19 protein-coding genes and 1 pseudogene are annotated in these 20738 nt (G+C 69.6%); 11 read left to right on the top strand and 9 right to left on the bottom strand.

The annotated features are described in order from the left end of the window. Nucleotides 1–27 precede the first annotated feature (27 nt). A complete protein-coding gene (locus JD292_RS09770) occupies nucleotides 28–945 on the bottom strand; it encodes a phosphoribosylaminoimidazolesuccinocarboxamide synthase (RefSeq protein WP_200132555.1) in 918 nt (305 codons plus the stop codon). Between the two features lie 244 nt (nucleotides 946–1189). Here JD292_RS09770 and JD292_RS09775 point away from each other — a divergent pair, with 244 nt between their 5' ends. Next, the gene (locus tag JD292_RS09775; protein ID WP_200132556.1) at nucleotides 1190–2353 is read left to right on the top strand and encodes an SRPBCC family protein; all 1164 of its coding nucleotides are present in this window, start codon (nucleotides 1190–1192) and stop codon (nucleotides 2351–2353) included. 140 nt (nucleotides 2354–2493) lie between these two features. On the opposite strand, the gene purD is transcribed toward JD292_RS09775, so the two are convergent. Further along, nucleotides 2494–3747, bottom strand: coding sequence for a phosphoribosylamine--glycine ligase (gene purD, locus JD292_RS09780; RefSeq protein WP_200132557.1), 1254 nt, complete (start codon nucleotides 3745–3747; stop codon nucleotides 2494–2496). A gap of 128 nt (nucleotides 3748–3875) precedes the next feature. Between purD and JD292_RS09785 the strand changes: the two genes are divergently transcribed. From JD292_RS09785 to tatA, 4 genes are read left to right on the top strand one after another with little or no spacing between them, the layout of a single operon-like run. Beyond that, nucleotides 3876–4244, top strand: coding sequence for a sterol carrier family protein (locus tag JD292_RS09785; RefSeq protein ID WP_200132558.1), 369 nt, complete (start codon nucleotides 3876–3878; stop codon nucleotides 4242–4244). A 56-nt stretch (nucleotides 4245–4300) separates the two neighbouring features. Next, nucleotides 4301–4681: an MFS transporter gene (locus tag JD292_RS09790; protein WP_200132559.1), complete on the top strand. Its 381-nt coding sequence runs from the start codon at nucleotides 4301–4303 to the stop codon at nucleotides 4679–4681. A gap of 33 nt (nucleotides 4682–4714) precedes the next feature. Further along, the gene (locus JD292_RS09795) at nucleotides 4715–4978 is read left to right on the top strand and encodes a twin-arginine translocase TatA/TatE family subunit (RefSeq protein ID WP_200132560.1); all 264 of its coding nucleotides are present in this window, start codon (nucleotides 4715–4717) and stop codon (nucleotides 4976–4978) included. 33 nt (nucleotides 4979–5011) lie between these two features. Further along, the gene (gene tatA / locus JD292_RS12385; RefSeq protein WP_200132561.1) at nucleotides 5012–5344 is read left to right on the top strand and encodes a twin-arginine translocase TatA/TatE family subunit; all 333 of its coding nucleotides are present in this window, start codon (nucleotides 5012–5014) and stop codon (nucleotides 5342–5344) included. Nucleotides 5345–5404: 60 nt separating this feature from the next. Here tatA and JD292_RS09805 read toward each other — a convergent pair whose 3' ends face one another. After that, nucleotides 5405–6877 (bottom strand): helix-turn-helix transcriptional regulator, encoded by a 1473-nt coding sequence (locus tag JD292_RS09805; RefSeq protein WP_200132562.1) that lies wholly within the window; start codon nucleotides 6875–6877, stop codon nucleotides 5405–5407. A gap of 618 nt (nucleotides 6878–7495) precedes the next feature. Next, the gene (gene purF, locus JD292_RS09810) at nucleotides 7496–8956 is read right to left on the bottom strand and encodes an amidophosphoribosyltransferase (protein WP_200132563.1); all 1461 of its coding nucleotides are present in this window, start codon (nucleotides 8954–8956) and stop codon (nucleotides 7496–7498) included. Between the two features lie 115 nt (nucleotides 8957–9071). Here purF and purM point away from each other — a divergent pair, with 115 nt between their 5' ends. After that, complete coding sequence (gene purM / locus JD292_RS09815; RefSeq protein WP_200132564.1) at nucleotides 9072–10181, top strand: phosphoribosylformylglycinamidine cyclo-ligase; 1110 nt, start codon at nucleotides 9072–9074, stop codon at nucleotides 10179–10181. Nucleotides 10182–10204: 23 nt separating this feature from the next. Here the strand turns inward: purM and ispD are convergent. Together ispD and JD292_RS09830 are read right to left on the bottom strand one after the other, a co-directional pair. Continuing rightward, nucleotides 10205–11460, bottom strand: a pseudogene (gene ispD / locus JD292_RS12550) (2-C-methyl-D-erythritol 4-phosphate cytidylyltransferase). A 128-nt stretch (nucleotides 11461–11588) separates the two neighbouring features. Beyond that, nucleotides 11589–12074, bottom strand: a complete 486-nt coding sequence (locus JD292_RS09830) for a CarD family transcriptional regulator (protein ID WP_200132566.1) — start codon at nucleotides 12072–12074, stop codon at nucleotides 11589–11591. A 168-nt stretch (nucleotides 12075–12242) separates the two neighbouring features. On the opposite strand from JD292_RS09830, the gene JD292_RS09835 reads away from it, so the two are divergent. Further along, nucleotides 12243–12821: a DNA modification methylase gene (locus JD292_RS09835; protein ID WP_200132567.1), complete on the top strand. Its 579-nt coding sequence runs from the start codon at nucleotides 12243–12245 to the stop codon at nucleotides 12819–12821. A 172-nt stretch (nucleotides 12822–12993) separates the two neighbouring features. On the opposite strand, the gene JD292_RS09840 is transcribed toward JD292_RS09835, so the two are convergent. Then, nucleotides 12994–13689, bottom strand: a complete 696-nt coding sequence (locus JD292_RS09840) for a winged helix-turn-helix domain-containing protein (RefSeq protein WP_200132568.1) — start codon at nucleotides 13687–13689, stop codon at nucleotides 12994–12996. Then, nucleotides 13689–15014 carry a sensor histidine kinase gene (locus tag JD292_RS09845; RefSeq protein ID WP_200132569.1) on the bottom strand — a complete coding sequence of 442 codons (1326 nt, stop codon included), beginning with the start codon at nucleotides 15012–15014 and terminating at the stop codon, nucleotides 13689–13691. The genes JD292_RS09840 and JD292_RS09845 overlap by 1 nt, the downstream gene beginning before the upstream one ends. Before the next feature lie 139 nt (nucleotides 15015–15153). Between JD292_RS09845 and phoU the strand changes: the two genes are divergently transcribed. From phoU to rlmB, 3 genes are all read left to right on the top strand, one after another. Then, nucleotides 15154–15795: a phosphate signaling complex protein PhoU gene (gene phoU, locus JD292_RS09850; RefSeq protein ID WP_200132570.1), complete on the top strand. Its 642-nt coding sequence runs from the start codon at nucleotides 15154–15156 to the stop codon at nucleotides 15793–15795. 185 nt (nucleotides 15796–15980) lie between these two features. Beyond that, a complete protein-coding gene (gene cysS / locus JD292_RS09855) occupies nucleotides 15981–17405 on the top strand; it encodes a cysteine--tRNA ligase (RefSeq protein WP_200132571.1) in 1425 nt (474 codons plus the stop codon). After that, complete coding sequence (rlmB, locus tag JD292_RS09860) at nucleotides 17402–18400, top strand: 23S rRNA (guanosine(2251)-2'-O)-methyltransferase RlmB (protein ID WP_200132572.1); 999 nt, start codon at nucleotides 17402–17404, stop codon at nucleotides 18398–18400. Before cysS ends, rlmB begins: the two co-directional genes overlap by 4 nt. 41 nt (nucleotides 18401–18441) lie before the next feature. Here rlmB and JD292_RS09865 read toward each other — a convergent pair whose 3' ends face one another. Next, the gene (locus JD292_RS09865) at nucleotides 18442–18951 is read right to left on the bottom strand and encodes an Rv3235 family protein (RefSeq protein WP_200132573.1); all 510 of its coding nucleotides are present in this window, start codon (nucleotides 18949–18951) and stop codon (nucleotides 18442–18444) included. Between the two features lie 198 nt (nucleotides 18952–19149). Between JD292_RS09865 and JD292_RS09870 the strand changes: the two genes are divergently transcribed. Continuing rightward, complete coding sequence (locus tag JD292_RS09870) at nucleotides 19150–20661, top strand: sensor histidine kinase (RefSeq protein ID WP_200132574.1); 1512 nt, start codon at nucleotides 19150–19152, stop codon at nucleotides 20659–20661. Nucleotides 20662–20738 lie beyond the last annotated feature (77 nt).

Consider the following 20738-nt stretch of genomic DNA (forward strand, 5'->3'; position numbering starts at 1 on the left):
GCATGGATCGCGGCGGGAAGTTTTCGCTCAGGCCCCGGGGGTCGCCGAGGGTTCGGTCCCGGTCAGGCGCACGAACAGTTCGCGATAGCGATCGTAGGTGCGGGACACGATCTCGGCCGGGAGCGCGGGCGGCTCGCCCGTGCGGTCCCAGTGCGCCGCAAGCCAGTTCCGGACGATCTGCTTGTCGAAGGAGGCGAGTCGCGCTGAGCGATCCAGCGCCGCGTCGAGATACAGCGAGGCGTCCCAGTAGCGCGAAGAGTCGCTTGTGAGCACCTCGTCGGCGAGCACGAGTTCGCCGGTCTCCGGGTCTCGGCCGAACTCGAACTTCGTGTCGGCGAGGATCACGCCGCGCTCAGCCGCGAGCTGCCGAGCCTCGGTGAAGATCCTGAGCGAGGCTTCACGCAGCGCGGCAGCGACCTCGGGCCCCACGAGTTCGGCGCTGCGCTCGAAGGTGATGTTCTCATCGTGCTCCCCGAGCGGGGCCTTGTAGGCGGGGGTGTAGATCGGCTCGTCGAGCAGATCGCCGTCCTCGATCCCCTCGGGGAGCGGGATGCCGCAGACCGCGCCGGTGCGCTGATACTCCGCGAAGCCGGAGCCGGTCAGTGCGCCGCGCACGACGCACTCCACGGGGTACATCTCCAGGCGACGGCTCACGACCGCGCGATCGGCCACTTCGCTCGGCATGGCCGGCGCCTCCGGGTGCCCGGTGGCGAGGTGATTCGGCATGGGGATCCTGGAGAACCACCAGTTCGACAGCTCCGTGAGCAGCCCGCCCTTGCCGGGGATCGGCGGCTCGAGCACGTGGTCGAACGCGCTCACGCGGTTGCTCGCGACGACGAGGAGGAAGCGGTCGTCGCCATTGGCGGGCACGTAGAGATCTCGGACCTTGCCTGAGTAGGTGTGGGTCCAGCCGGGGAGCGCGGGTGCGGGAGCGATGTTGGTCACTCGGCTATTCTTTCATCTCGCTCCGCACCGCTGCGCGGGCGCGGCGGGATTGTGGATCGGTGCGATTCCCTGCCGGTCTGTGGACGAAACCGTGGGCCGGTGGAGGGACCGAACGCGCCGACGAAAACGCGGACATTCCGCGGCCCTCCATGTCCGTGTCAGGGGTCACGGTTATTGTCTACAGATATACGGGTGCCCCAGAGTGCGGGTGTTCGCCCGGGTGGCATCGAGATCGAGGAGAGCTATGATCCCGCTGGGGCCGGTGGTGGCGCGGAGCAGAGTGGGTGTTGCCCGCTCTGACGTGTGGACGTTTCTCGCCGATCGCGAGCGTCGCGCGGAGTGGTGGCCTGAGCTCAGGCTCGATGGCGGGGTCGGCGGCGTCGTCGCCGAGCGCTGGTCCGAGGGCGAGGGGGAGTCGGCGGTCAGCCGAGACGCCTCCGGCGTGATCGATGTCTGGGTCGATGGGCACGCGATCGGTTTCACCTGGCGCGAGGCCGGAGACGAGCGGGACACCGCCGTGCTCCTGACGCTGCGCACGCAGGGCGCCGAGACGGGGATCACGGTCACCGAGACCGGCTTCGACGCGCTTCCCGGCGCGGCAGATCGGGCCGCGGCCTCGCAGGAGGGCTGGTCGGTGCTGCTCCGCGACCTCACCGCCGCGATCACCGCGGCGGACGAGGCGGGAGCCTTCACCGCGGACGGGGTCGCCGCCTACCTGGCGCGCCGCGAGTCGGCGGAGGCCGCGGAGTCCGCGGAGCTCTCCAGCGCCGAGGGCGCCGGGTCCGCGGGTCCCGAAGCGCAGGACACGGCCGATGCGCCTGGCGCGGACGACGCGGAAGGGCCCTCAGCGGATGAGCCGGTGCAGGAGCCGGGGAGCGGCGGGGACGCGCGCGAGGACGCGGAGCCCGAGGGCGCCGAAGCGGGCTCCGGATCAGCGGCGGCCTCCGAGGCGGACTCGGACGACGCCAAGGGCGAAACCCCCGATCCTGCGCAGGATCTCGGGTCGGAAGCAGCCGCGGGCGGGGAATCCGCCACCGACACGGGTGCCGACGCGGACGAAGACACCGACCCCGCAGCGGGTGCCGACGCTGATGCGGCCGATGCCCACGCAGAACTCAGCTCCGGTGCGGAAGCCAGCACGGACGACGAAGCCAGCACCGACGAGGAAACCAGCGCCGGTGCGGAAACCAGCGCCGGTGAGGAAACCAGCGCCGGTGAGGAAGCCGACTCGGTTGACGAGCCCGCGGCCGCGGAGGACGGGCACGCGGCGGATCCTGCCGCGGACAGCGGGAGCTCAGCTCCGGACGCGGCACGGGATTCCGAGGACGAGAACGCGGATCCCGACTTTGAATCACTGATCAGAGGCGACTTCGTGAAGAAGCCGCGCAAGAAGCGGAAGAAGCGCTAAGTACTCAGCGCCCGCGTTCGGCCCCGCTGCATCCCGGTGACGGTGCGCAGCGGGGCCGAACCGCGTGAGCCCGGGGCGGACGCGATCCGTGCGCGCCCGCGCGCCCCGCGGAGACTCCTGCTGCAGGGACGGCGCCGCGGCTAGGCGACGCGCGCCGCGATGTCGGACCGGTGCTGGCCGCCCTCGAGCTCGATGCGATCGACCGCCTGGTAGGCGCGATCGCGCGCCTCGGCGAAGGTCGCGCCACGCGCGACGACGCCGAGCACGCGGCCGCCCGTCGCGATCCAGCCGCCGTCGGCGTCGCGAGCGGTCGCGGCGTGCACCAGATGCACGCCGGGAACCTCCGCGGCCTCGTCGAGCCCGGTGAGCGGGCGACCCGCGACGACCTCGCCGGGGTACCCCTCGCTCGCGACCACCACGATCACCGCGGGCTCCTCCGAGAACGAGGGCGCTGGCAGGCCCGCGAGCTCGCCGCGCGCTGCCGCGAGGAGATACTGGCTGAGCGGGGATTCCATACGAGCGAGCACGACCTGGGTCTCAGGGTCGCCGAAACGTGCGTTGAACTCGATCACGCGCACGCCCGCGGTGGTCACGATGAGGCCGCAGTAGAGGAGACCGACGAACGGCGTCCCCTCGGCCTCGAGCTGGCGCACGGTCGGAAGGGCTACGGTGCGGGCGATCTCCTCCACGAAGTCATCGGCGACCCAGGGCAGGGGAGAGTAGGCGCCCATGCCGCCCGTGTTGGGGCCCTCGTCGCCGTCGAAGATGCGCTTGTAGTCCTGGGCGGGGCTGAGGGGGAGCACGTCGTGGCCGTCGGCGAAGAAGAAGAGCGAGACCTCCTGCCCGTCGAGGAACTCCTCGACGAGCACCTCGCCGTGGGGCGCCCAGGTGGCGACGTGATCGAGCGCTGCGGCGCGATCCGAGGTCACGAGCACGCCCTTGCCCGCGGCGAGGCCGTCGGCCTTCACCACGTAGGGAGCGCCGAACTCATCCAGCACGGGGCCGGCCGCGTCGACCGACGCCACCCGAACGGCGCGGCCCGTGGGCACGCCGGCCTCGTCCATGATCCGCTTCGCGAACGCCTTCGAGCCCTCGAGCTCTGCGGCGGCAGCGTCAGGACCGAAGACCGGCACGCCTGCAGCGCGGAGCGGATCGGCGACGCCCGCCACGAGGGGCGCCTCCGGCCCGATCACGACGAGATCGAAGCCGCGCTCGGCGACGAAGGCCGAGACGGCGGCGGGATCGGTATAGGCCAGTGCGGGGGTCTCCACGCCGCTCGCGGCGATTCCGGCGTTTCCGGGCGCGCACACGACCTCGTGGTCGGCGGACTCCGCGAGGAGAGCGAGGACGATGGCGTGTTCGCGGGCACCCGGCCCCAGGACGAGGATCTTCACGGCGTCAAGCCTAGTCGGAGCGCGAAACCGAGGGGAACGGGGGCCGGGGGTCCCGCGCGCGGCGGGCTCCGTCCGAGGGGGCGCCGTCCACGGGCCCGCCGGGGACAGCGGGCCCGTACAGTGGGGATATGGCACGGCGGAAGATCTCACACGAAGCGGGCATGGCCGCCCTCGATCGCGCGCTCGCGGAGGAGACGCCGCCACGGCCCGTGCTCGCGACCGCGGTGCGCTACCTCCTCGAGGAACTCGCGGCCATCGCCCCGGGCAACTCGGTCGAGGTGCGCGTGCCGCCGTTCGGCGCGGTGCAGTGCGTCGCCGGGCCCCGGCACACGCGCGGCACGCCACCGAACGTGGTGGAACTGGATCCGGCGACGTGGATCGCGCTCGCGACGGGCCGGGAGGACTGGGACTCGGCGGTGGCCGACGCCAGGGTCATCGCCTCGGGGTCGCGCGCCGACCTCATTGCCATCCTGCCACTGGTGCGTCGAACGGGCTGATCGCGGCGAATTCCTCAGTGGTCGGACTCGCAGCCGGAGCCTGAGAGAATAGAACCATGACTATGCCCGAAGCCGGCGGAGAGAAAGATGCCGGTGCAGTGAATGAAGACGCGGTCCAGGTCCCGGAGACGCAGCAAGACGAGCATCAGCCGACCGTCACCTCTGTGGAGCGCGAGGTCACGGTTGTGCGCTCGGTGCGCTACGGCCGGATCCTCATCGTGGGCGCAGTCCTCGGCGCGCTGATCGCGATCGTCGCGAGCCTGCTCTTCCCCGTTCTTGAGGGCGCTGAATACACCCTCGGCGAGGTGGCCGGCTTCATGGCGCTGATCGGTGCTGCAATCGGACTCGGTCTCGCCGGGCTCTTCGCGTTGATCCTGTCGATCGGCGCCCGCAAGCGTCGGGGCAGTGCCGTTGCCGTCCAGTCCGACGTGCAATAATCACCACATCACGGTAAAGAATCGGGGATCCTCATGCTGGGCAATCTTTCGGGTGTGCACCTCATCGCCATTCTGGCGGTCGTCCTTCTGCTCTTTGGTGCGCCGAAACTTCCCGCGCTCGCGAAGAGCATCGGGCAGTCGATGAAGATCCTGAAGAAGGAGGTCGGCCCCGACGCCGATGCTCCCGAGACCACCGCGGCTGCGCCCGCGCCCGCTCCCGCAGCGCCTGCCAGCACGCCCGCTCAGGCTGTGGCGACGGAGCAGTCGCCCGCCGCAAAGCCGACCGACGCGGCCTAGCCCGCATCGGCCGAGAACCGGAGTACATCCTCAATGATCGGAAATCTGAGCGGTCCCACGCTCATCGTCATCCTGTTCATCGTGCTGCTGCTTTTCGGTGCGCCGAAGCTTCCCGGCCTCGCGAAGAGCCTGGGGCAGTCGATGAAGATCCTGAAGAAGGAGGTGCGCGGGGACGATTCGGAGAAGCCCGAAGCGCCCGCGGCCCCCGAGCAGCCAGCGACTCCCGCGGCTCCCGCACCCGCGGCGCCCGAGGCACCGGCTCCGCCCGCGCCGCCGGCTCCGCCCGTGCCCCCGGCCCCTGAGGCGCCGAAGCCCTCGCCCGAGGATCCCACCGATCCCGGTTCCGGTCCGCAGCCGAAGGCCTGAGCGAGGCCCGCTCTTCGACGTTGCCCCCGTCCGCGCAAGCGGCCGGGGGCAACGTCGTGTTCAGGTCTCGTAGAACCCGGCTCGCTCGAGGAGGAGCACCGCCTCTTCTCGCGTGTTCACGTTGAGCTTCTTGAACACCGCGAGCGCCTGGGACTTCACCGTGCTGAGCGCAACGTGCTCGGCGTCCGCGATCTCCGGGTAGCTGCGAGGGGAACGGAGCAGCCCGGCGATCACCTGCTCTCTCGCCGAGAGCCTCGGGAGCTTCACCGTGGGCCCCTGCGACGCGAGCTCCTGGTCAAGGAGTTGCTGCACCGCAGCGAGCCGCTCACCCAACACGGGGTTCCGCACCTCGACGAAGTCGCGCAGAGCGGCCATCTCGTTCGGCGGGATCAGGAAGAATGTCGCGGCCGCCCCGGTGGGCCTGAGAAGCTGCATCGTGTCCTCGATGTCGTTCATCGCGGTGGCCTCGTGTCCGAGGCGCATGTTCGCGATTGCGCGACGCGCGAGGACGCCGGGGAGCGTCCACTGGCTGTGCTTGGTGCGGATCTTCGCGCAGCTCGTCGTCGCGACAAGGACCCCGCGGTAATCGCCGAGCTGCAGCCGCGCGGAGGCGCGGACTACTCCGGGGCAGAGCACGTGCGAGCCGGGGGACTCAATCGCGGAGATATGCTTCAGGGCGTGCAGCGGTTCGCCCCGGGCGATCAGGATCTCGGCCTCGAGACAGCGGGCCGCATAGTGCAGGATTCCCGGCTTTCCGCGGTCGTCTGACACACGGGTGACGCGGCCCGCGAGCGCGAGCGCGGCCGAAAGATCCCCGGTCAGGAGCGAAACGGCCGATTCTGCGAGCTGTGCGAAGAGGAGCGCTCGCGGATCGGAAACCACGAGATCGTGCAGCAGCGGGACGGTGCCGCTGATGCGCTCGACGTCCAGGGAAGAAGCCCCGACGACGAGGTTGGCGATGACGCACATGAAATCCGCCTCCTCGTCCGAAATGGCGAGCCCCGGCTGGCGTGCGGTCGTGGCGGGGACGCTTTCCTGGCTCCGGGATTCGTCGTGCTCGATCGCGACCGCGTGCGCGGCGTCGAGATAGCCCTCGGCCGCCTCGATGTCGCCCTCGAACGCGCGGGATGTTGCGGCGATACCGAGGACGCGGTACCACCAGCGAGGATCGGCGACCTCGTCGATGATCGACAGGATTCGGTCGATGCGCCGGTGCAGCCCGACCGTGGTCCCTGCGGTGAGGTAGGTTTCCGCGAGCGCGCACTCGAGCGCGAGGAAGGTGGTGGGCGCGGCATCGAGATCGCGCACGTCGGAGCCTGCGGCGACGACGGCGTCGGCGAGTTCGACGGCCCCGGTGAGGTCGTCCGTGCGGAGGCGGGCGAGGATCATTCCGGCGGTGATGATCCGGCGCTCCTCGTGTTCGAAGTCGCGGAGCATCACTGGCCGGGCGCCGCGCAGGAGTTCGAGCTGCCGGAGGCTGGGGAAGATGCCCCCCTGCAGTGTCGACTCAATGAGCGCTTGGGCCGCGGTCAACAAGGCGACTCCGAACTATTGAACGGCAGCACGCTTCCGACGCGCATTGTGGGTCCCCTTCCCAATCGGGCCGCTGAGCCCGGCGCGAGTCTTGGTCATCCCCATGACTTTGACTACAGGTGATTGTTTTGGACAATAATCCCAGGTGCGCAAACACGCAATCCTCCACTCACCCTGAATGGCCTCCGAAAATGAGCCGCGGAAGGCGGCATCGGCGCACGAAAGACCGTGCGAAACCGCAGGAAAATGCGAATTTTGGACGGTCGAGCATGCCCGGACGAAATCAAGGTGGAAATGGGTGTCCGCTGAGAATCGCGGTACGAAAACCGGGTGGAAAACGGGGCAGAGGGGAGCGCTCCAGGGGCCTCGTGATGGACCATGGTCCGGGCGGTGCTCCCACGAGCACTGCCCGCCACAGATACGGGGCGCGTCTCGTGCCCCGCGGTGGCGACGCGATCGCTGCGGCGCGAGTCTCAGCGGCCGGGTCGCGGCGTTGCGGGGGTCGCCTCACCCCCCCCCATTTGCAGCCGCTCCCTGAGCGGCTCGACGGCCCCCGCAACGCAGCGGGGCTCGGAGGGACCAACGCCCCTGCGGGCCCCGCGTTCCGGGAATCTCCGATCAGCTCTCCTGCGTGGCCTCCACCCAGGCCAGGTACTCCTCGTCAACGTTGCCGGCGATGTACTCGCCAGTGAAGCAGCTCTCCTCGAGCTCCGTGACCTCGCTCTGGCCCGCGAGGATCGCGCGGTTCATGCCCTCGACGGTCTGGTAGACGAGATGATCGGCCCCGAGCTCGGCGGCGATGTCGGCGGCGCTGCGATCGTGCGCGATGAGCTCACCGCGCGACGGCATGTTGATGCCGTAGACGTGCGGGAAGACGACGGGCGGCGCGGCCGAGGCGAAGATCACGGACTTCGCGCCAGCGGTGCGGGCCATCTCGACGATCTCCCGAGAGGTCGTGCCGCGCACGATCGAATCGTCGACGATCAGGACGTTCTTCCCCTTGAACTCCACGCTCATCGCGTTGAGCTTCTGGCGCACGCTCTTCTTGCGCACCGACTGGCCCGGCATGATGAACGTGCGGCCGACGTAGCGGTTCTTGAAGAAGCCCTCGCGGTACTCGATACCGAGTTTCTGGGCGACCTGCATGGCGCTCGGCCGAGCCGAGTCCGGGATCGGCATGACGACGTCGATCTCAGCATCGGGAAGCTCCGCCATGATCTGCTCCGCGAGCACGTCGCCGAGGCGGAGGCGCGCGTCGTAGACGGAGATGCCGCTGAGCACCGAGTCGGGACGGGCGAGGTAGATGTACTCGAACGCGCACGGCACGAGCTTCGGGTTCTTCGCGACCTGGCGTGACTCCATCGAGCCGTCGGGGCGGATCAGGATCGCCTCACCCGGCTCGACGTCGCGGACGATCTCGTACCCGCCCGACTCGAGCACGAGCGACTCCGAGGCGACCACCCAGTCGTCATTGCCCTCCGAGTTGGTGCGGCGGCCGAGGACGAGGGGGCGGATCCCGAACGGATCGCGGAAGGCGAGGAGGCCGTAGCCGGCGATGAGCGCGATCGCGGCGTAGGATCCCTCGACGCGCTCGTGGACGCGGGCGACCGCACCGAAGACCTGCTCCGCATCGAGCGAGAGCCCGGAGATCCCGGACTGCAGCTCGTTCGCGAGCACGTTGAGCAGGAGCTCAGTATCCGAGTGCGTATTCAGGTGGCGGCGATCGACGTTGTAGAGGTCGGCGGTGAGCTCGCGGGTGTTCGTCAGGTTGCCGTTGTGCACGAGGATGATGCCGTAGGGGGCGCCGACGTAGAACGGCTGCGCCTCTTCCTCTCGCGAGGCGTCGCCGCGGGTCGCGTAGCGGACGTGACCGAGGCCGACGTTGCCCGCGAGGGAGCGCATGTCGCGCGTGCGGTATGCCTCGCGGACCTGGCCTTTCGCCTTGACCATGTGGAAGAAGTCGCCGTCGAGCGTCGCGATTCCCGTGGAATCCTGGCCGCGGTGCTGGAGAAGCAGCAGGCTGTCGTAGATCTGCTGGTTCACGGGTTCTGACGAAACGATACCGACGATGCCGCACATGCTGGTGGATCTGCTCCCTGGGGTTCGTGGAGCGTCGGGCAGACGCAACGTCTAGTGTCCCACATCGAACCCGGGTGGGAGCAGCGATTCCGCTGACGCAGGGTACGCTGGAGGGGTGAGCGAGAACGCGTCGATCTATGCCCAGTCCGGAGTCGACACCGAGGCGGGTGACCTCGCCGTCGAGTTGATGAAGTCGGCGGTGTCCCGCACCCACGGTCCCGAGGTGATCGGCGGCGTCGGCGGCTTCGCCGGAATGTTCGATGCGTCGGCCCTGACCGGGTACAAGCGCCCGCTGCTCGCGAGCTCCACCGACGGCGTCGGAACCAAGGTCGCGATCGCCCAGGCGATCGACAAGCACGACACGATCGGGCAGGACCTCGTCGCGATGGTCGTCGACGACATCGTCGTGGTCGGCGCGAAGCCGCTGTTCATGACCGACTACATCGCGTGCGGCAAGGTCGTCCCGCAGCGGATCGCCGATATCGTGCGCGGCATCGCCGAGGCGTGCGAGGCCACCGGCACCGCGCTCGTTGGCGGCGAGACCGCGGAGCACCCCGGACTCCTCGGCCCCGACGACTACGACGTCGCGGGTGCCGCGACGGGCGTGGTCGAGGCGGATCGCATGCTCAGCCCTGACCTCGTGCGCGACGGCGACGTCGTGCTCGCGATGGCCGCCTCGGGTCTCCACTCCAACGGCTTCTCCCTGGTCCGCCACATTCTTGCCGAGCGCGGGATCGGCTACGGCGACCGCAGCGAGGAGCTTGGCGCGACCTACGGCGAGGCCCTGCTGACGCCGACAGCGCTCTACACCTCGCCGCTGCTCGCGGTGCTCGACGAGCCCTCGCTCGACGGCGCGATCCACGCGCTCAGCCACGTCACCGGCGGCGGGATCGCCGCGAACCTCGCCCGCGTACTCCCGCGGGGGGCGTGGATCGAGATCGAGCGCTCGTCCTGGTCGCCGCTCCCCGTCTTCCGTCATCTCGCGGAGCTGGGCGGGCACGAGCTCGGTTCGCTCGAGGGGGCCTGGAACCTCGGCATCGGCATGTTCGCGGTCGTTGAGGCTGCGCGCGCACCGCAGGTGGCCGCGGCCCTCACGGCGCAGGGTCTCGACACCTGGGTCGCCGGGCAGATTTCCACGTCAGAGCGCGATTTCAGCGGCTTTGAGCAGGGGGCGAAGGGTGTCGACGGCGGCGCGGTGCGCCTCGTGGGTTCCTACACCGCGTAACGCTTCGGGCGGAGAGCGCTGAGCTACGCCGCCTCGATGAGGGCGGTCGCGATCACGGCGACCCCCTCGCCGCGGCCCGTGAAACCGAGCCGATCCGTCGTCGTCGCGGAGAGCGACACCGGCGCGCCCACGAGCGCGGTCAGCAGTTTCTGCGCCTCATCCCTGCGCGCCGAGAACCGCGGTCGATTGCCCACGATCTGCGCGGAGACGTTGACGGGCCGCCACCCGTGCTCTGCGAGCCGCGCGAGCGCCTGCGTGACGAAACCCGTGCTGGCCGCGCCGGCGGTCCCGGCCTCGTCGATGCCGACCAGGCCGCCGATGTCGCCGAGGCCCGCGGCCGCGAGGAGCGCGTCCACGATGGCGTGGCAGACCGCGTCGCCGTCGCTGTGCCCCGAGAGCCCCGGCTCGCCCGGCCACTCGAGGCCGGCCAGCCAGAGCGGTGCTTCGGGGTCGTAGGCGTGCACGTCGACGCCGGTGCCGACGCGGATCATCGCGCTCATCGTTCGCCTCCCCGTCGCTCAGATGCGATCCAGTTCTCGAGCAGGATCAGGTCTTCCGCAGTAGTGAGTTTGTGCGCTCTCGCCTCGCCCGAGACGATCCGGACCCGGCCGCCCGCGCGCTGCACGACCTCGGCGTCGTCGGTGGGGAGCTCCGCGTGGAGCGCGGCGGTCGCGTGCGCGGAGTCGAGCTGTTCGCGCGGGAAACCCTGCGGCGTCTGCACCGCGACGAGGGGCGCCCGGTCGACGGTCTCGTGGACCACCCCTTGCGCGTCGACGCGCTTCAGCGTGTCGGCGACGGGGAGTGCGGGCACGACGGCATCGCCCGTGCGATGCACCTCCGCCGCGACGCGCTCGAACAGCTCACGGCTCGCGAGCGGGCGTGCGGCGTCGTGCACGAGCACCGTGTCGACCGTGTCGGCGAGGGCTGCGAGGCCGAAGCGCACCGACTCGTGGCGTTCCCTGCCGCCGTGGACGACTGACACTTCCCACCCCGAGCCCTCCGGGGCCACGGCGTCGATGATCTCGAGCGTCTCGGCTGCGCATTCCTCGGGGACCACGACGGCGAGGTGGCCGGCGTGCGGGAGGGCGATGACGGTCCGGATCCCGCGCTCCACGAGGGTCTCGTCCGCGAGCTCGACGAACGCCTTCGGGCGGCCGGCTCCGAGCCGCTCGCCACGTCCCGCCGCGACGAGGACCACCCCGAGCGAGGGGAGGGAATGGGGGGCGGCGGCGTCGGGGACCGAGCCGCGCGCGGTGCCGGATCCGGAATTGCTGCTCATGCGGCCAGCGTACCCGCCGGCGCCTGCGCGCCGCGGCCCAGGGGCGGTGAAGTGTCCGGAAACAGCAGAGCGCCCCGTCGCAGTGACGGGGCGCTCTGGGAGAACGTGCGGCGCGGGGCCTCGCTCGATCAGGAGGCGAGCACCTGATCCAGCACCTCGGAGGCCTTCTCTTCGTCGGTCTTCTCGGCGAGCGCGAGCTCGGACACGAGGATCTGACGCGCCTTGGCGAGCATGCGCTTCTCGCCGGCGGAGAGCGAACGGACCTCCTGGTCGCGGCGCCACAGGTCGCGGACAACCTCGGACACCTTGATCACATCGCCAGAGGCGAGCTTCTCGAGGTTCGCCTTGTACCGGCGTGACCAGTTGGTGGGCTCCTCCGTGAACGGGGCGCGCAGCACCTCGAACACGCGCTCGAGACCCTCCTGGTCGATCACGTCGCGCACGCCGACAAGATCGCAGTTCTCAGCGGGCACCTCGATCGTCAGATCACCCTGGTTGACCTGAAGCTTCAAGAACAGCTTCTCTTCGCCGCCAAGCTTGCGCTTCTTGACCTCGATGATCTTCGCGGCACCGTGGTGGGGATAGACGACGGTCTCTCCGACCTCAAATTGCATGGAGCGACTCCTTTACAGTCCAACCACTAGAATACCACATTCCCCGACACGGAGTTAGGGTACCCTAAGCTGCGTACATGCTGAGAAGGCGGATATGATCGGTTACGACCTGTGCCCCGCGAACGCGAGGACGGTCACACGAATCGATACTCGGCTCGGAGGACTACTTTGAAGATTCGGATCGCCGCAACCGTCGCCATCGCAGCGGCAATCGGGCTCGGAGCGACCGGCTGCGGCCTCGTCGCGCCGCAGAGCACGCTCGAGGTATACGCACCGAGCGACGGCGTCGACGTCTCCATGACGGGGGTCGACCTGCGCAACGTCATGCTCATCGCCGATGAGTCTGGCGAGAACTTCAACGTCGTCTTCGGCGCGGTCAACCGCACCGGCAAGCCGGCGAAGCTCACGATCAACTTCGCGGGCGAGGGATCCGACACGGCGAGCGCCGATTTCACCCTGCCCACCGGCAACACCCTCTTCGGCAACCCCGAAGGCGAAGAGGCCCCAGTGCTCGTGAACCTCCCCGGCCTGAAGGTCGGATCGACCATCAAGGCCTACTTCCAGGTGCCCGGCGCCGATGAGAAGAACCACAACGTGACCGTGCTCGACGGCACGCTCAAGGAGTACCAGGACTACGTGCTCCCGATCGACTTCACGAAGGCCGACGAGAAGCCCTCCGCGGTCAAGCAGGAGACCGCGGACGAGAAGGCCTCCGAGTCCACGATCAACGACGACCAGCAGCCGTAAGTCGCAGCGGATCCGCCCCACAGCGAGTCCGCGCAACTCCGGCAACGCGAACGGACCCCGTCAGCCCTCAGGGCGACGGGGTCCGTTCGCGTTCACGGGCGCGATCCAGGCACTGACCCTGCGCGAGCAGGGAGGGGCCAGATGGCGCAGGACGCCCGCGATTCCTTGCGGATCAGCCGAAACGGTACCCGACCCCGCGGACGGTGGAGATGAGCTGCGGCTTCGACGGCTCCTCCTCGATCCGCGCCCGGATCCGCTTGATGTGCACGTCGAGCGTCTTCGTATCGCCGTAGTAGTTGCTGCCCCACACGCGATCGATGAGCTGCCCGCGCGTGAGCACTCGCCCGGCGTGCCGCATGAGCATCTCGAGGAGCTCGAACTCGCGCAGCGGCATCTGGATCTCCTCGCCGCGCACCTCGACCGAGTGGCGCTCGGAGTCCAGCCGGACGCCGAGCTCGTCGAGCACCAGGACTTCCTGATCGTCGACGCGCTCCTCGTCGACGGAACCCGAGCGTCGAAGCGCCGCCCGGACCCTGGCGAGGAGCTCACGCGTCGAGTAGGGCTTCGTGATGTAGTCGTCCGCGCCGAGTTCGAGACCCACGACGATGTCGATCTCGCTGTCCTTCGCGGTCAGCATGATGATCGGGACCTGCGAGCTCTGCCTGATCGTGCGGCAGACCTCGGTTCCCGGCAGGCTCGGAAGCATCAGGTCGAGGAGCACGAGGTCGGGCTGCGCAGCGGCGAACGTGGTCACTGCGGCGGCGCCGTCGGCGACGACGGTGACCCGGTAGCCCTCGCGTTCGAGCAGGAACGACAGGGGACGCGAGATCGACTCCTCGTCCTCCACGAGCAGAATGTGCTGTGCCATTAGCGGGTTCCCTTCTGGAAGTCCGGTGTCGAGAGGATGTTGACGGCCGCTGGATCGCCTGCCGTGGTGGATTCTGAGGACCTGGTCGGCTTCTCCGCGCGGGACTTGGCCGCGCGGGCGCTCTTCGCGGACTTCCCGCCCTTGCCCGACTTGCCCGCTTTGCCGTTCCTGCCGGATCGACCGCCGCGCGCCTCGTTCGGATCATCGCTGATCGGGAAGGTGAGCGTGAAACTCGAGCCGACGCCGAGCTGCGACCAGACATCGACGTCGCCGCCGTGGGCGCGCATGGTGTGCCTGGCGATGCTGAGGCCGAGTCCGGTGCCGCCGCTCTCGCCGCCGCGGGAGCGGGAGCCGTCGACCCGGTAGAAGCGCTCGAAGATGCGCGGCAGATGCTCGGGCGGGATGCCCTCGCCCTGATCGGTCACGGTGACGGTGAACGCGCGACGCTCGAAGTTCATGCCGACGCCAACGCGGCCGCCGTCGGGGGAGTAGCGGATCGCGTTGCTGAGCAGGTTCGCGACGGCGGCGCCGAGCGAGGCCGGTCGGCCGGTGACGAGCGCGGGACGATCCTCGTCGCCCTCGTCGGTGACGACGAGCTCGACGCCGTGCTGCGCGGCGAATGCTCGGTGCGACTCGACCTCGCCGCGCACGAGGTCTCGGATCGAGACCTCCTCGCGGTCCTCGGGTCGGAGCGTGGACTGCGCCTCGGAGAGCTGGATGATGTCGCGGCTGAGCTCCCCGAGACGGCGCGACTCCTTCACCATGCTCTTGGCGAAGTCGCGCACGACCGTCGGATCATCCGCCGCCTGCTGGACGGCCTCCGCCAGGAGACCGATCGCGGCGATCGGGGTCTTCAGTTCGTGGCTGACGTTCGCGATGAAGTCCCTGCGCATCGCGTTTACCCGCTGTTCCTCTCCGAGGTCCTCCGCGAGGATGACCACGAAGCGGCGCTGGAGGCGCACGATGTGGATGCGGACCGTGTCGCTCGGGTCGCTCGGATCCGGCTCGTGGGTGTCGGGGACGCCGGAGGTCATGACCCTGCGAATGCGCCCGAGGAACTCGGGATCCGTGAGCTGCTCGTCGGTGATGTGCCGTTCCTGCCGGGCCGTCGGATTCGCGTAGACGGGCGCGAGCGCGGCGTCCAGTACGACGGCGAACGTGTCGATCTCGTCGAGGATCGCGGTGGCCACCTCGGGGAGTTCGGGGCGCATTTCGGCGGAGCGGCGGCGGCCGGCGCGGCGGGCCCCCATGATCGCAAGGGTGACGGCGACTCCGATCACCACGCCCAGGGCCGTGGAGGCGAGCACGATGATGACCGGGTCCATGACTCTCATCGTAGATGGGGGGTGTCTGCGCAAACGGTAGTGTTCAACTGTTGTTCACCTGCTGGTGCGGCATGGTTCACAGCAGCAGATCACACTGGGTGAGTGCGCGTCAGCGCTGAACTACGGAAGGGAATACCGAATGCGTGAGGTCTTTCAGCAGTCGCTGCGCGAGGTCCAAGACGGCCTCGTGAAGATCGCCGAGCTCGTGGAGGTCGCGATCGATAATGCGACGACGGCGTTCGGCAGCTCCGACGTCGCTCTGGCGGAGCAGGTCATCGACGGGTCCGAGGCCGTTGAAGTACTGGTCGCCGAGCTCGATCAGCAGACGTTCGACATCCTTGCCAGGCAGCAGCCGGTCGCATCGGACCTGCGCCTGATGGTCGGCGCGCTCCGCATGAGCGCCTCGCTCGAGCGGATGGCCGATCTCGCGCAGCACATTGCGCAGCTCGCCCGCTACCGCTACCCGGAGAGCGCCATCCCGAAGGGCCTGAAGAAGACCTTCGTCCGCATGGGCGCCCTCGACGTCGAGATGGCGGCGAAGGTCGTCGAACTGCTCCGCGATCAGGATCCGAACACGATCGACGAGATCCGCGACCTCGACGACGATCTCGACGAGCTGCACGCCAAGGTGTTCGAGAAGGTGCTCAGCGACAAGCTCGCCGATAACCCCACCGGCGTTGTCGATGCGACGCTCGCGAGCCGCTACCACGAGCGCTTCGGCGATCACGCGGTGAGCGTGGCGAAGCAGATGGCCTTCTTCCTGCACGGCGTCGCCGAGTAAGGAAGCGCCGAACCCGGATCAGGATCCGGGACCGCCTCCCGAAGGGCCCGATCCCGCGCGTCGCTTACACGCCGCGGGACCGGGCCCTTCGGCGTTCCCAGGGGGGACACGCCGCGCGGACGACTCGAGAGGGCCACGCCATCGTTCCCCGGGCCGGAGCCACCCGGATGACCTAGGCTTGGAGCGTGAAACAACGCCTCTACGACTCGCGCACGCAGGCCGTCACCGACTTCGAGCCCCGGGAGCCCGGGAAGGTCGGGCTGTATGTCTGCGGACCCACCGTGCAGTCGTCGCCGCACATCGGCCACCTGCGCAGCGCCCTGGTCTACGACCAGATGCGGCGCTGGTTCGCTGCGACAGGGCACGACGTCACCCTGATCCGCAACGTCACCGACATCGATGACAAGATCCTCGAGCACGCCCGGCTGGCGCAGGAGCAGGGCTCGTCCGAGGAGTGGTGGGCGCTCGCGTACCGCGTCGAGCGGGAGTTCACCGAGGCCTACGACGCGCTGCGGGTGCTTCCGCCCGTCTACGAGCCGCGCGCCACGGCCAACGTTCCCGAGATGATCGCGCTGATCGAGACGCTTATCGAGCGAGGCCACGCCTACCAGGCCGGCGACGGCTCCGCGAGCGTGTACTTCGACACCGGGAGCTGGCCGGCATACGGCGAACTCACCAGGCAGAGCCGCGAGCAGATGGAGGACGCCCCGGACTCGGAGCCCGTTGGCAAGCGGGACCCGCGCGATTTCGCGCTGTGGAAGGCGCACCGCGACTCCGAGCCCGCCTCGGCGTCGTGGGAATCGCCGTGGGGTCGCGGCCGTCCCGGCTGGCACATCGAGTGCTCGGCGATGGCCACGCGCTACCTCGGCGAGGAGTTCGATATCCACGGCGGCGGACTCGACCTGCGCTTCCCACACCACGAGAACGAGCTCGCGCAGTCACGCGCCGCCGGTCACGGGTTCGCGCGGCACTGGATCCACAACGGCCTCGTCAACACCGGCGGCCAGAAGATGTCGAAGTCGCTCGGAAACTCCCTGTTCGCAGCCGAATTGCTCGCGCAGGCGCGACCGATCGTGCTGCGCTACTTCCTGGGCTCGGCGCACTACCGCTCGGTGCTCGAGTACTCGGAGTCCTCGCTCGCCGAGGCGGCGGCGGCCTTCGACAGGATCGAGGGGTTCCTCGCGCGCGCGGCGGAGGCGCTGGGGGCCGAGCCGGAGCCCGGCGAACTGCCCGAGGAGTTCCGTGCCGCTATGCTTGACGACTTCGGGGTGCCGCAGGCCCTCGCCGCGGTGCATGGCACCGTGCGCGCGGGCAACACCGCCCTCGAAGCCGGCGATCGCGCGGCGCTCGCGCTGCACGCCGGCGAGACCATCGCCATGCTCGACGTGCTGGGTATCAACCCGCTCGCGGCCGAGTGGGCCGGGGAGTCCGCCTCGGGGGATGGCTCGCGCGACGCGCTGGACGCCCTCGTGGGTGCGCTCGCCGCCGAGCGCGCGGAGGCGCGCGCGGCAAAGGACTTTGCACGGAGCGATGAGATCCGCGACCGATTGGCGGCCGCGGGCATCGCTCTGGAAGACACTTCGAACGGAACACGCTGGAGCCTGACATGACGAACAAGAAGAGCCGCACCGGAGCCGTGCGCAAGAAGGGCCTCGGCAAGGCCGTCGGCAGCGGCGGTCAGGGGCGTCAGGCGCTCGAGGGCCGCGGCCCGACGCCGAAGGCCGAGGATCGCGAGTATCACGCCGCCTACAAGGCCAAGAAGTCGCGCGAGCGCTACGAGGCCGCGAAGGAACGTCACGCGGCCCGAGGCGGCCGGGCCCCCGAGCGCGGCTCGCGCCCCCGCAAGAGCGACGACTCCGAGCTCGTGACCGGACGCAACGCCGTCCTCGAGGCGCTGCGCGCGCGCATTCCCGCGACCACGCTCTACATCGCGGCCCGCGTCGAGATGGACGACCGCATGCGCGAGATCCTGCGCCTCGCGACGAACCGGGGCACGCCCGTCCTCGAGGTCATGCGCCCCGAGCTCGACCGCATGACGGATCGCGACACGGTGCACCAGGGCGTCGTCCTCAAGGTGCCGCCCATGGAGTACGCGCACCCCATGGAAATGCTCGATGAGATCGTCGACAGCGACGCGACCCCGCTCATGGTGGCCCTCGACGGGGTCACCGACCCGCGCAACCTGGGCGCCATCATCCGGTCCGTCGCGGCGTTCGGCGGCCAGGGCGTCATCGTCCCGCAGCGCCGCTCGGCCGCCCTCAACTCCGCGGCCTGGAAGACGTCCGCCGGGGCCGCTGCGCGGATCCCCGTCGCGATGGCATCGAACCTCACGCAGACGATCAAGGAGTTCAAGAAGCAGGGCGTCTTCGTCGTCGGCCTCGATGGCGGCGGCGATGTGGAGCTGCCGGGCCTCGAGCTCGCGGATCGCCCGCTGCTCCTCGTCATCGGCAGCGAGGGCAAGGGGCTGTCGCGCCTCGTCACCGAGACCTGCGACGCGATCGTCTCGATCCCGATCAGCTCGGCGACCGAGTCGCTCAACGCCGGTATCGCCGCGAGCGTCGCCCTCTACGAGGTGTCGAAGCTCCGCGCCGAGAACGGCGCCTGATCCGGTGATGCGGCGGCCGGGCAGGACCCCTGGCCGCCGCATCACAGCACCACGAGGTCGGTTGCGCGCCAGCGACCTCCGACCACTTCCAGGCGCAGCGCGACGGCCGTTGCGCGCGCCTCGGCGTGCAGCACCACGACCGCCTCGATGACCCCGCCGTCGCGCACCGCGTGCGCGCGCCCCGGCCGGGCGACCGTGCGCCGAGCGTCTCGGGTGAGCGTCCGCAACTCGGTTCGCGCCGCTCGCCGCTCGCGCAGTTGCTGCGCCACCCCGGTCGTGATCCACGGACCGAGCTGCGCGATCGCGCGCACCCCCTCGAGCGCTTCGAACGCGATCAGCGCGAGCGTGCGCAGGGTGCCGGCCCCCGGAGGCTCGGGGAGAGGATCCTGAGCCTCCCAGGCCTCTGCGGGCTCCTGAGCATGCGCCCCGGCATCCGCCGCGTCTCCCGGATCCGGGGGAAGCGGCGGGACCGGCCTGAGCGGGGGAGGCGACGGTGCGAGGGGCGGCGGATCCGCGACGGGGCGGAGGTGCGCGCGCAGAGCAGGTGGCATGACGATTCTCCTCGAGGGGCGATCGACCTGGGTGGCGATCCGGATGGCAAGCCGGGAGATCAACACTATGGAGGAAGCTCCCAGGCTCGGGCGCGGAGCGGGCTGCTCAGGCTCCGCGAGACAGGTGGTTCGCGGTGCCTCAACCGTCCGCCTCGGCATCTGCTCCGCGCGGCCTCATCAGTGCCTTAGGCTGGTCGCGTGGCATCTTTGCGGAACCTCGCGACCAAGTACTCGAACCTCGACGAAGCGGAGATCGAGTGGCTCGAAACGCTCGTCCTTGATTGGCAGCTTCTCGCCGACCTCGCGCTGAGCGACGTCGTGCTGTGGATCCCGACGAAGGAGGACGGGTACCTCGCGGTCGCGCACGCGCGCCCCGCTGGCTCGGTGACGCTCTTCTACCGGGACGTCATCGGTGACTTCCTGCGCCCCGAGTGGCGCGAGCTCGTCGACGAGGCGATGGAGACGAGGCAACCTGCCGTCTCCACCTCCCCGGCCTGGTACGAGGAGAACCCGATGCGGCTCGCCGCCTACTCGGTGAGCCGGGTCGATGAACATGACGAGCTGAAGGGGCCGTTCGCGGTCGTCACGGTGCACACGAGCATCGGCGATACGCAGCGGGCCTCTCGCATCGGAGCCGCGTTCCGCGAGGTCGCCCAGGATCTCTCAGCGATGATCCAGTTCGGCCTGTTCCCGTCGAAGGTGAGCGGGCGCGGCGGCGAGCAGGGCTCCCCGCGGGCATCGGACGGCCTGGTCCGGATCAATCCCGAGGGCATCGCGACGTTCGCGAGCCCGAACACCCAGAGCATCTTCTCCTCGCTCGGCTACCGCGACGAGATCGAGGGCGAGAACTTCGCCGAGGTCGTTGCCGAGGTCGTCGCGGGACAGTTCGACACGAACGAATCGCTTCCCCTGATCGCGCAGGGAAAGATCGCGAAGCGCGTGGAGATCGACGCGCGCGGGCGCACCGTCACGCTGCGGTCGATCCCCGTGATCCGCGACGGCGTCCGCATCGGCGGGATCGTGCTCACGCGCGATGTGACCGAGCTGCGCCAGCAGGCCCAGGAGCTCATCACCAAGGACGCGACGATCCGCGAGATCCATCACCGGGTGAAGAACAATCTGCAGACCGTCGCGTCGCTGCTGCGCGTCCAGGCGCGCCGCGCGCGCAGCGAGGAGGCGAAGGAGGTGCTCGGGCAGGCGATGCGGCGCGTGGCGGCGATCGCCGTCGTGCACGACACGCTCTCCACCGGGCTGTCGCAGATCGTCGACTTCGACGTGGTGTTCGACCGCGTGCTCGGCCTCGCGGCCGAGGTCGCGAGCCTGCACAATACGACCGTTCATCTTCACCGCGACGGCAAGTTCGGCGAGCTCCCCTCCGAGTACGCGACGCCGCTCGCGCTCGCGCTCACGGAGATCGTCACGAACGCGGTCGAGCACGGTCTCGCCGGGCGTGAAGGCGACGTCTCGATTCGGGCGAATCGCACGGATGAGCGGCTGACGGTCGAGGTCATCGACACCGGCGCCGGTCTGCCGGACGGAGCGGTGGGCGACGGGCTCGGCACGCAGATCGTCCGCACGCTCATCGAGGGCGAGCTCGGCGGAAGCATCGTCTGGGGCCCGGCCGAGAGCGGGGGCACGAAGGTCGCCGTGGCGGTTCCCCTGCACTGGATTTCTGCTCAGACCAGAGAGATTCCGCGCATCAACGTGTAGCGGCGAGCGATCGCGTGAGGCCCGTCACCGAGCCCTTCCCGGGGCTATTCGGTGACGGGCCTCACGCGTGCAAGAGG

This window comes from Leucobacter edaphi (assembly GCF_016522535.1).
In the GTDB taxonomy this organism is placed as follows: Bacteria; Actinomycetota; Actinomycetes; order Actinomycetales; family Microbacteriaceae; genus Leucobacter; species Leucobacter edaphi.

Excerpts from the sequence above, each read along its gene's own strand:
- purF (WP_200132563.1), bottom strand. The coding sequence starts at position 8,956 with ATGTGCGGCATCGTCGGTATCGTTTCGTCAGAACCCGTGAACCAGCAG.
- JD292_RS09790 (WP_200132559.1), top strand. The coding sequence starts at position 4,301 with ATGACTATGCCCGAAGCCGGCGGAGAGAAAGATGCCGGTGCAGTGAAT.
- JD292_RS09785 (WP_200132558.1), top strand. The coding sequence starts at position 3,876 with ATGGCACGGCGGAAGATCTCACACGAAGCGGGCATGGCCGCCCTCGAT.
- tatA (WP_200132561.1), top strand. The coding sequence starts at position 5,012 with ATGATCGGAAATCTGAGCGGTCCCACGCTCATCGTCATCCTGTTCATC.
- phoU (WP_200132570.1), top strand. The coding sequence starts at position 15,154 with ATGCGTGAGGTCTTTCAGCAGTCGCTGCGCGAGGTCCAAGACGGCCTC.
- rlmB (WP_200132572.1), top strand. The coding sequence starts at position 17,402 with ATGACGAACAAGAAGAGCCGCACCGGAGCCGTGCGCAAGAAGGGCCTC.
- JD292_RS09775 (WP_200132556.1), top strand. The coding sequence starts at position 1,190 with ATGATCCCGCTGGGGCCGGTGGTGGCGCGGAGCAGAGTGGGTGTTGCC.
- JD292_RS09795 (WP_200132560.1), top strand. The coding sequence starts at position 4,715 with ATGCTGGGCAATCTTTCGGGTGTGCACCTCATCGCCATTCTGGCGGTC.
- JD292_RS09830 (WP_200132566.1), bottom strand. The coding sequence starts at position 12,074 with ATGCAATTTGAGGTCGGAGAGACCGTCGTCTATCCCCACCACGGTGCC.
- JD292_RS09840 (WP_200132568.1), bottom strand. The coding sequence starts at position 13,689 with ATGGCACAGCACATTCTGCTCGTGGAGGACGAGGAGTCGATCTCGCGT.
- JD292_RS09845 (WP_200132569.1), bottom strand. The coding sequence starts at position 15,014 with ATGGACCCGGTCATCATCGTGCTCGCCTCCACGGCCCTGGGCGTGGTG.
- JD292_RS09865 (WP_200132573.1), bottom strand. The coding sequence starts at position 18,951 with ATGCCACCTGCTCTGCGCGCGCACCTCCGCCCCGTCGCGGATCCGCCG.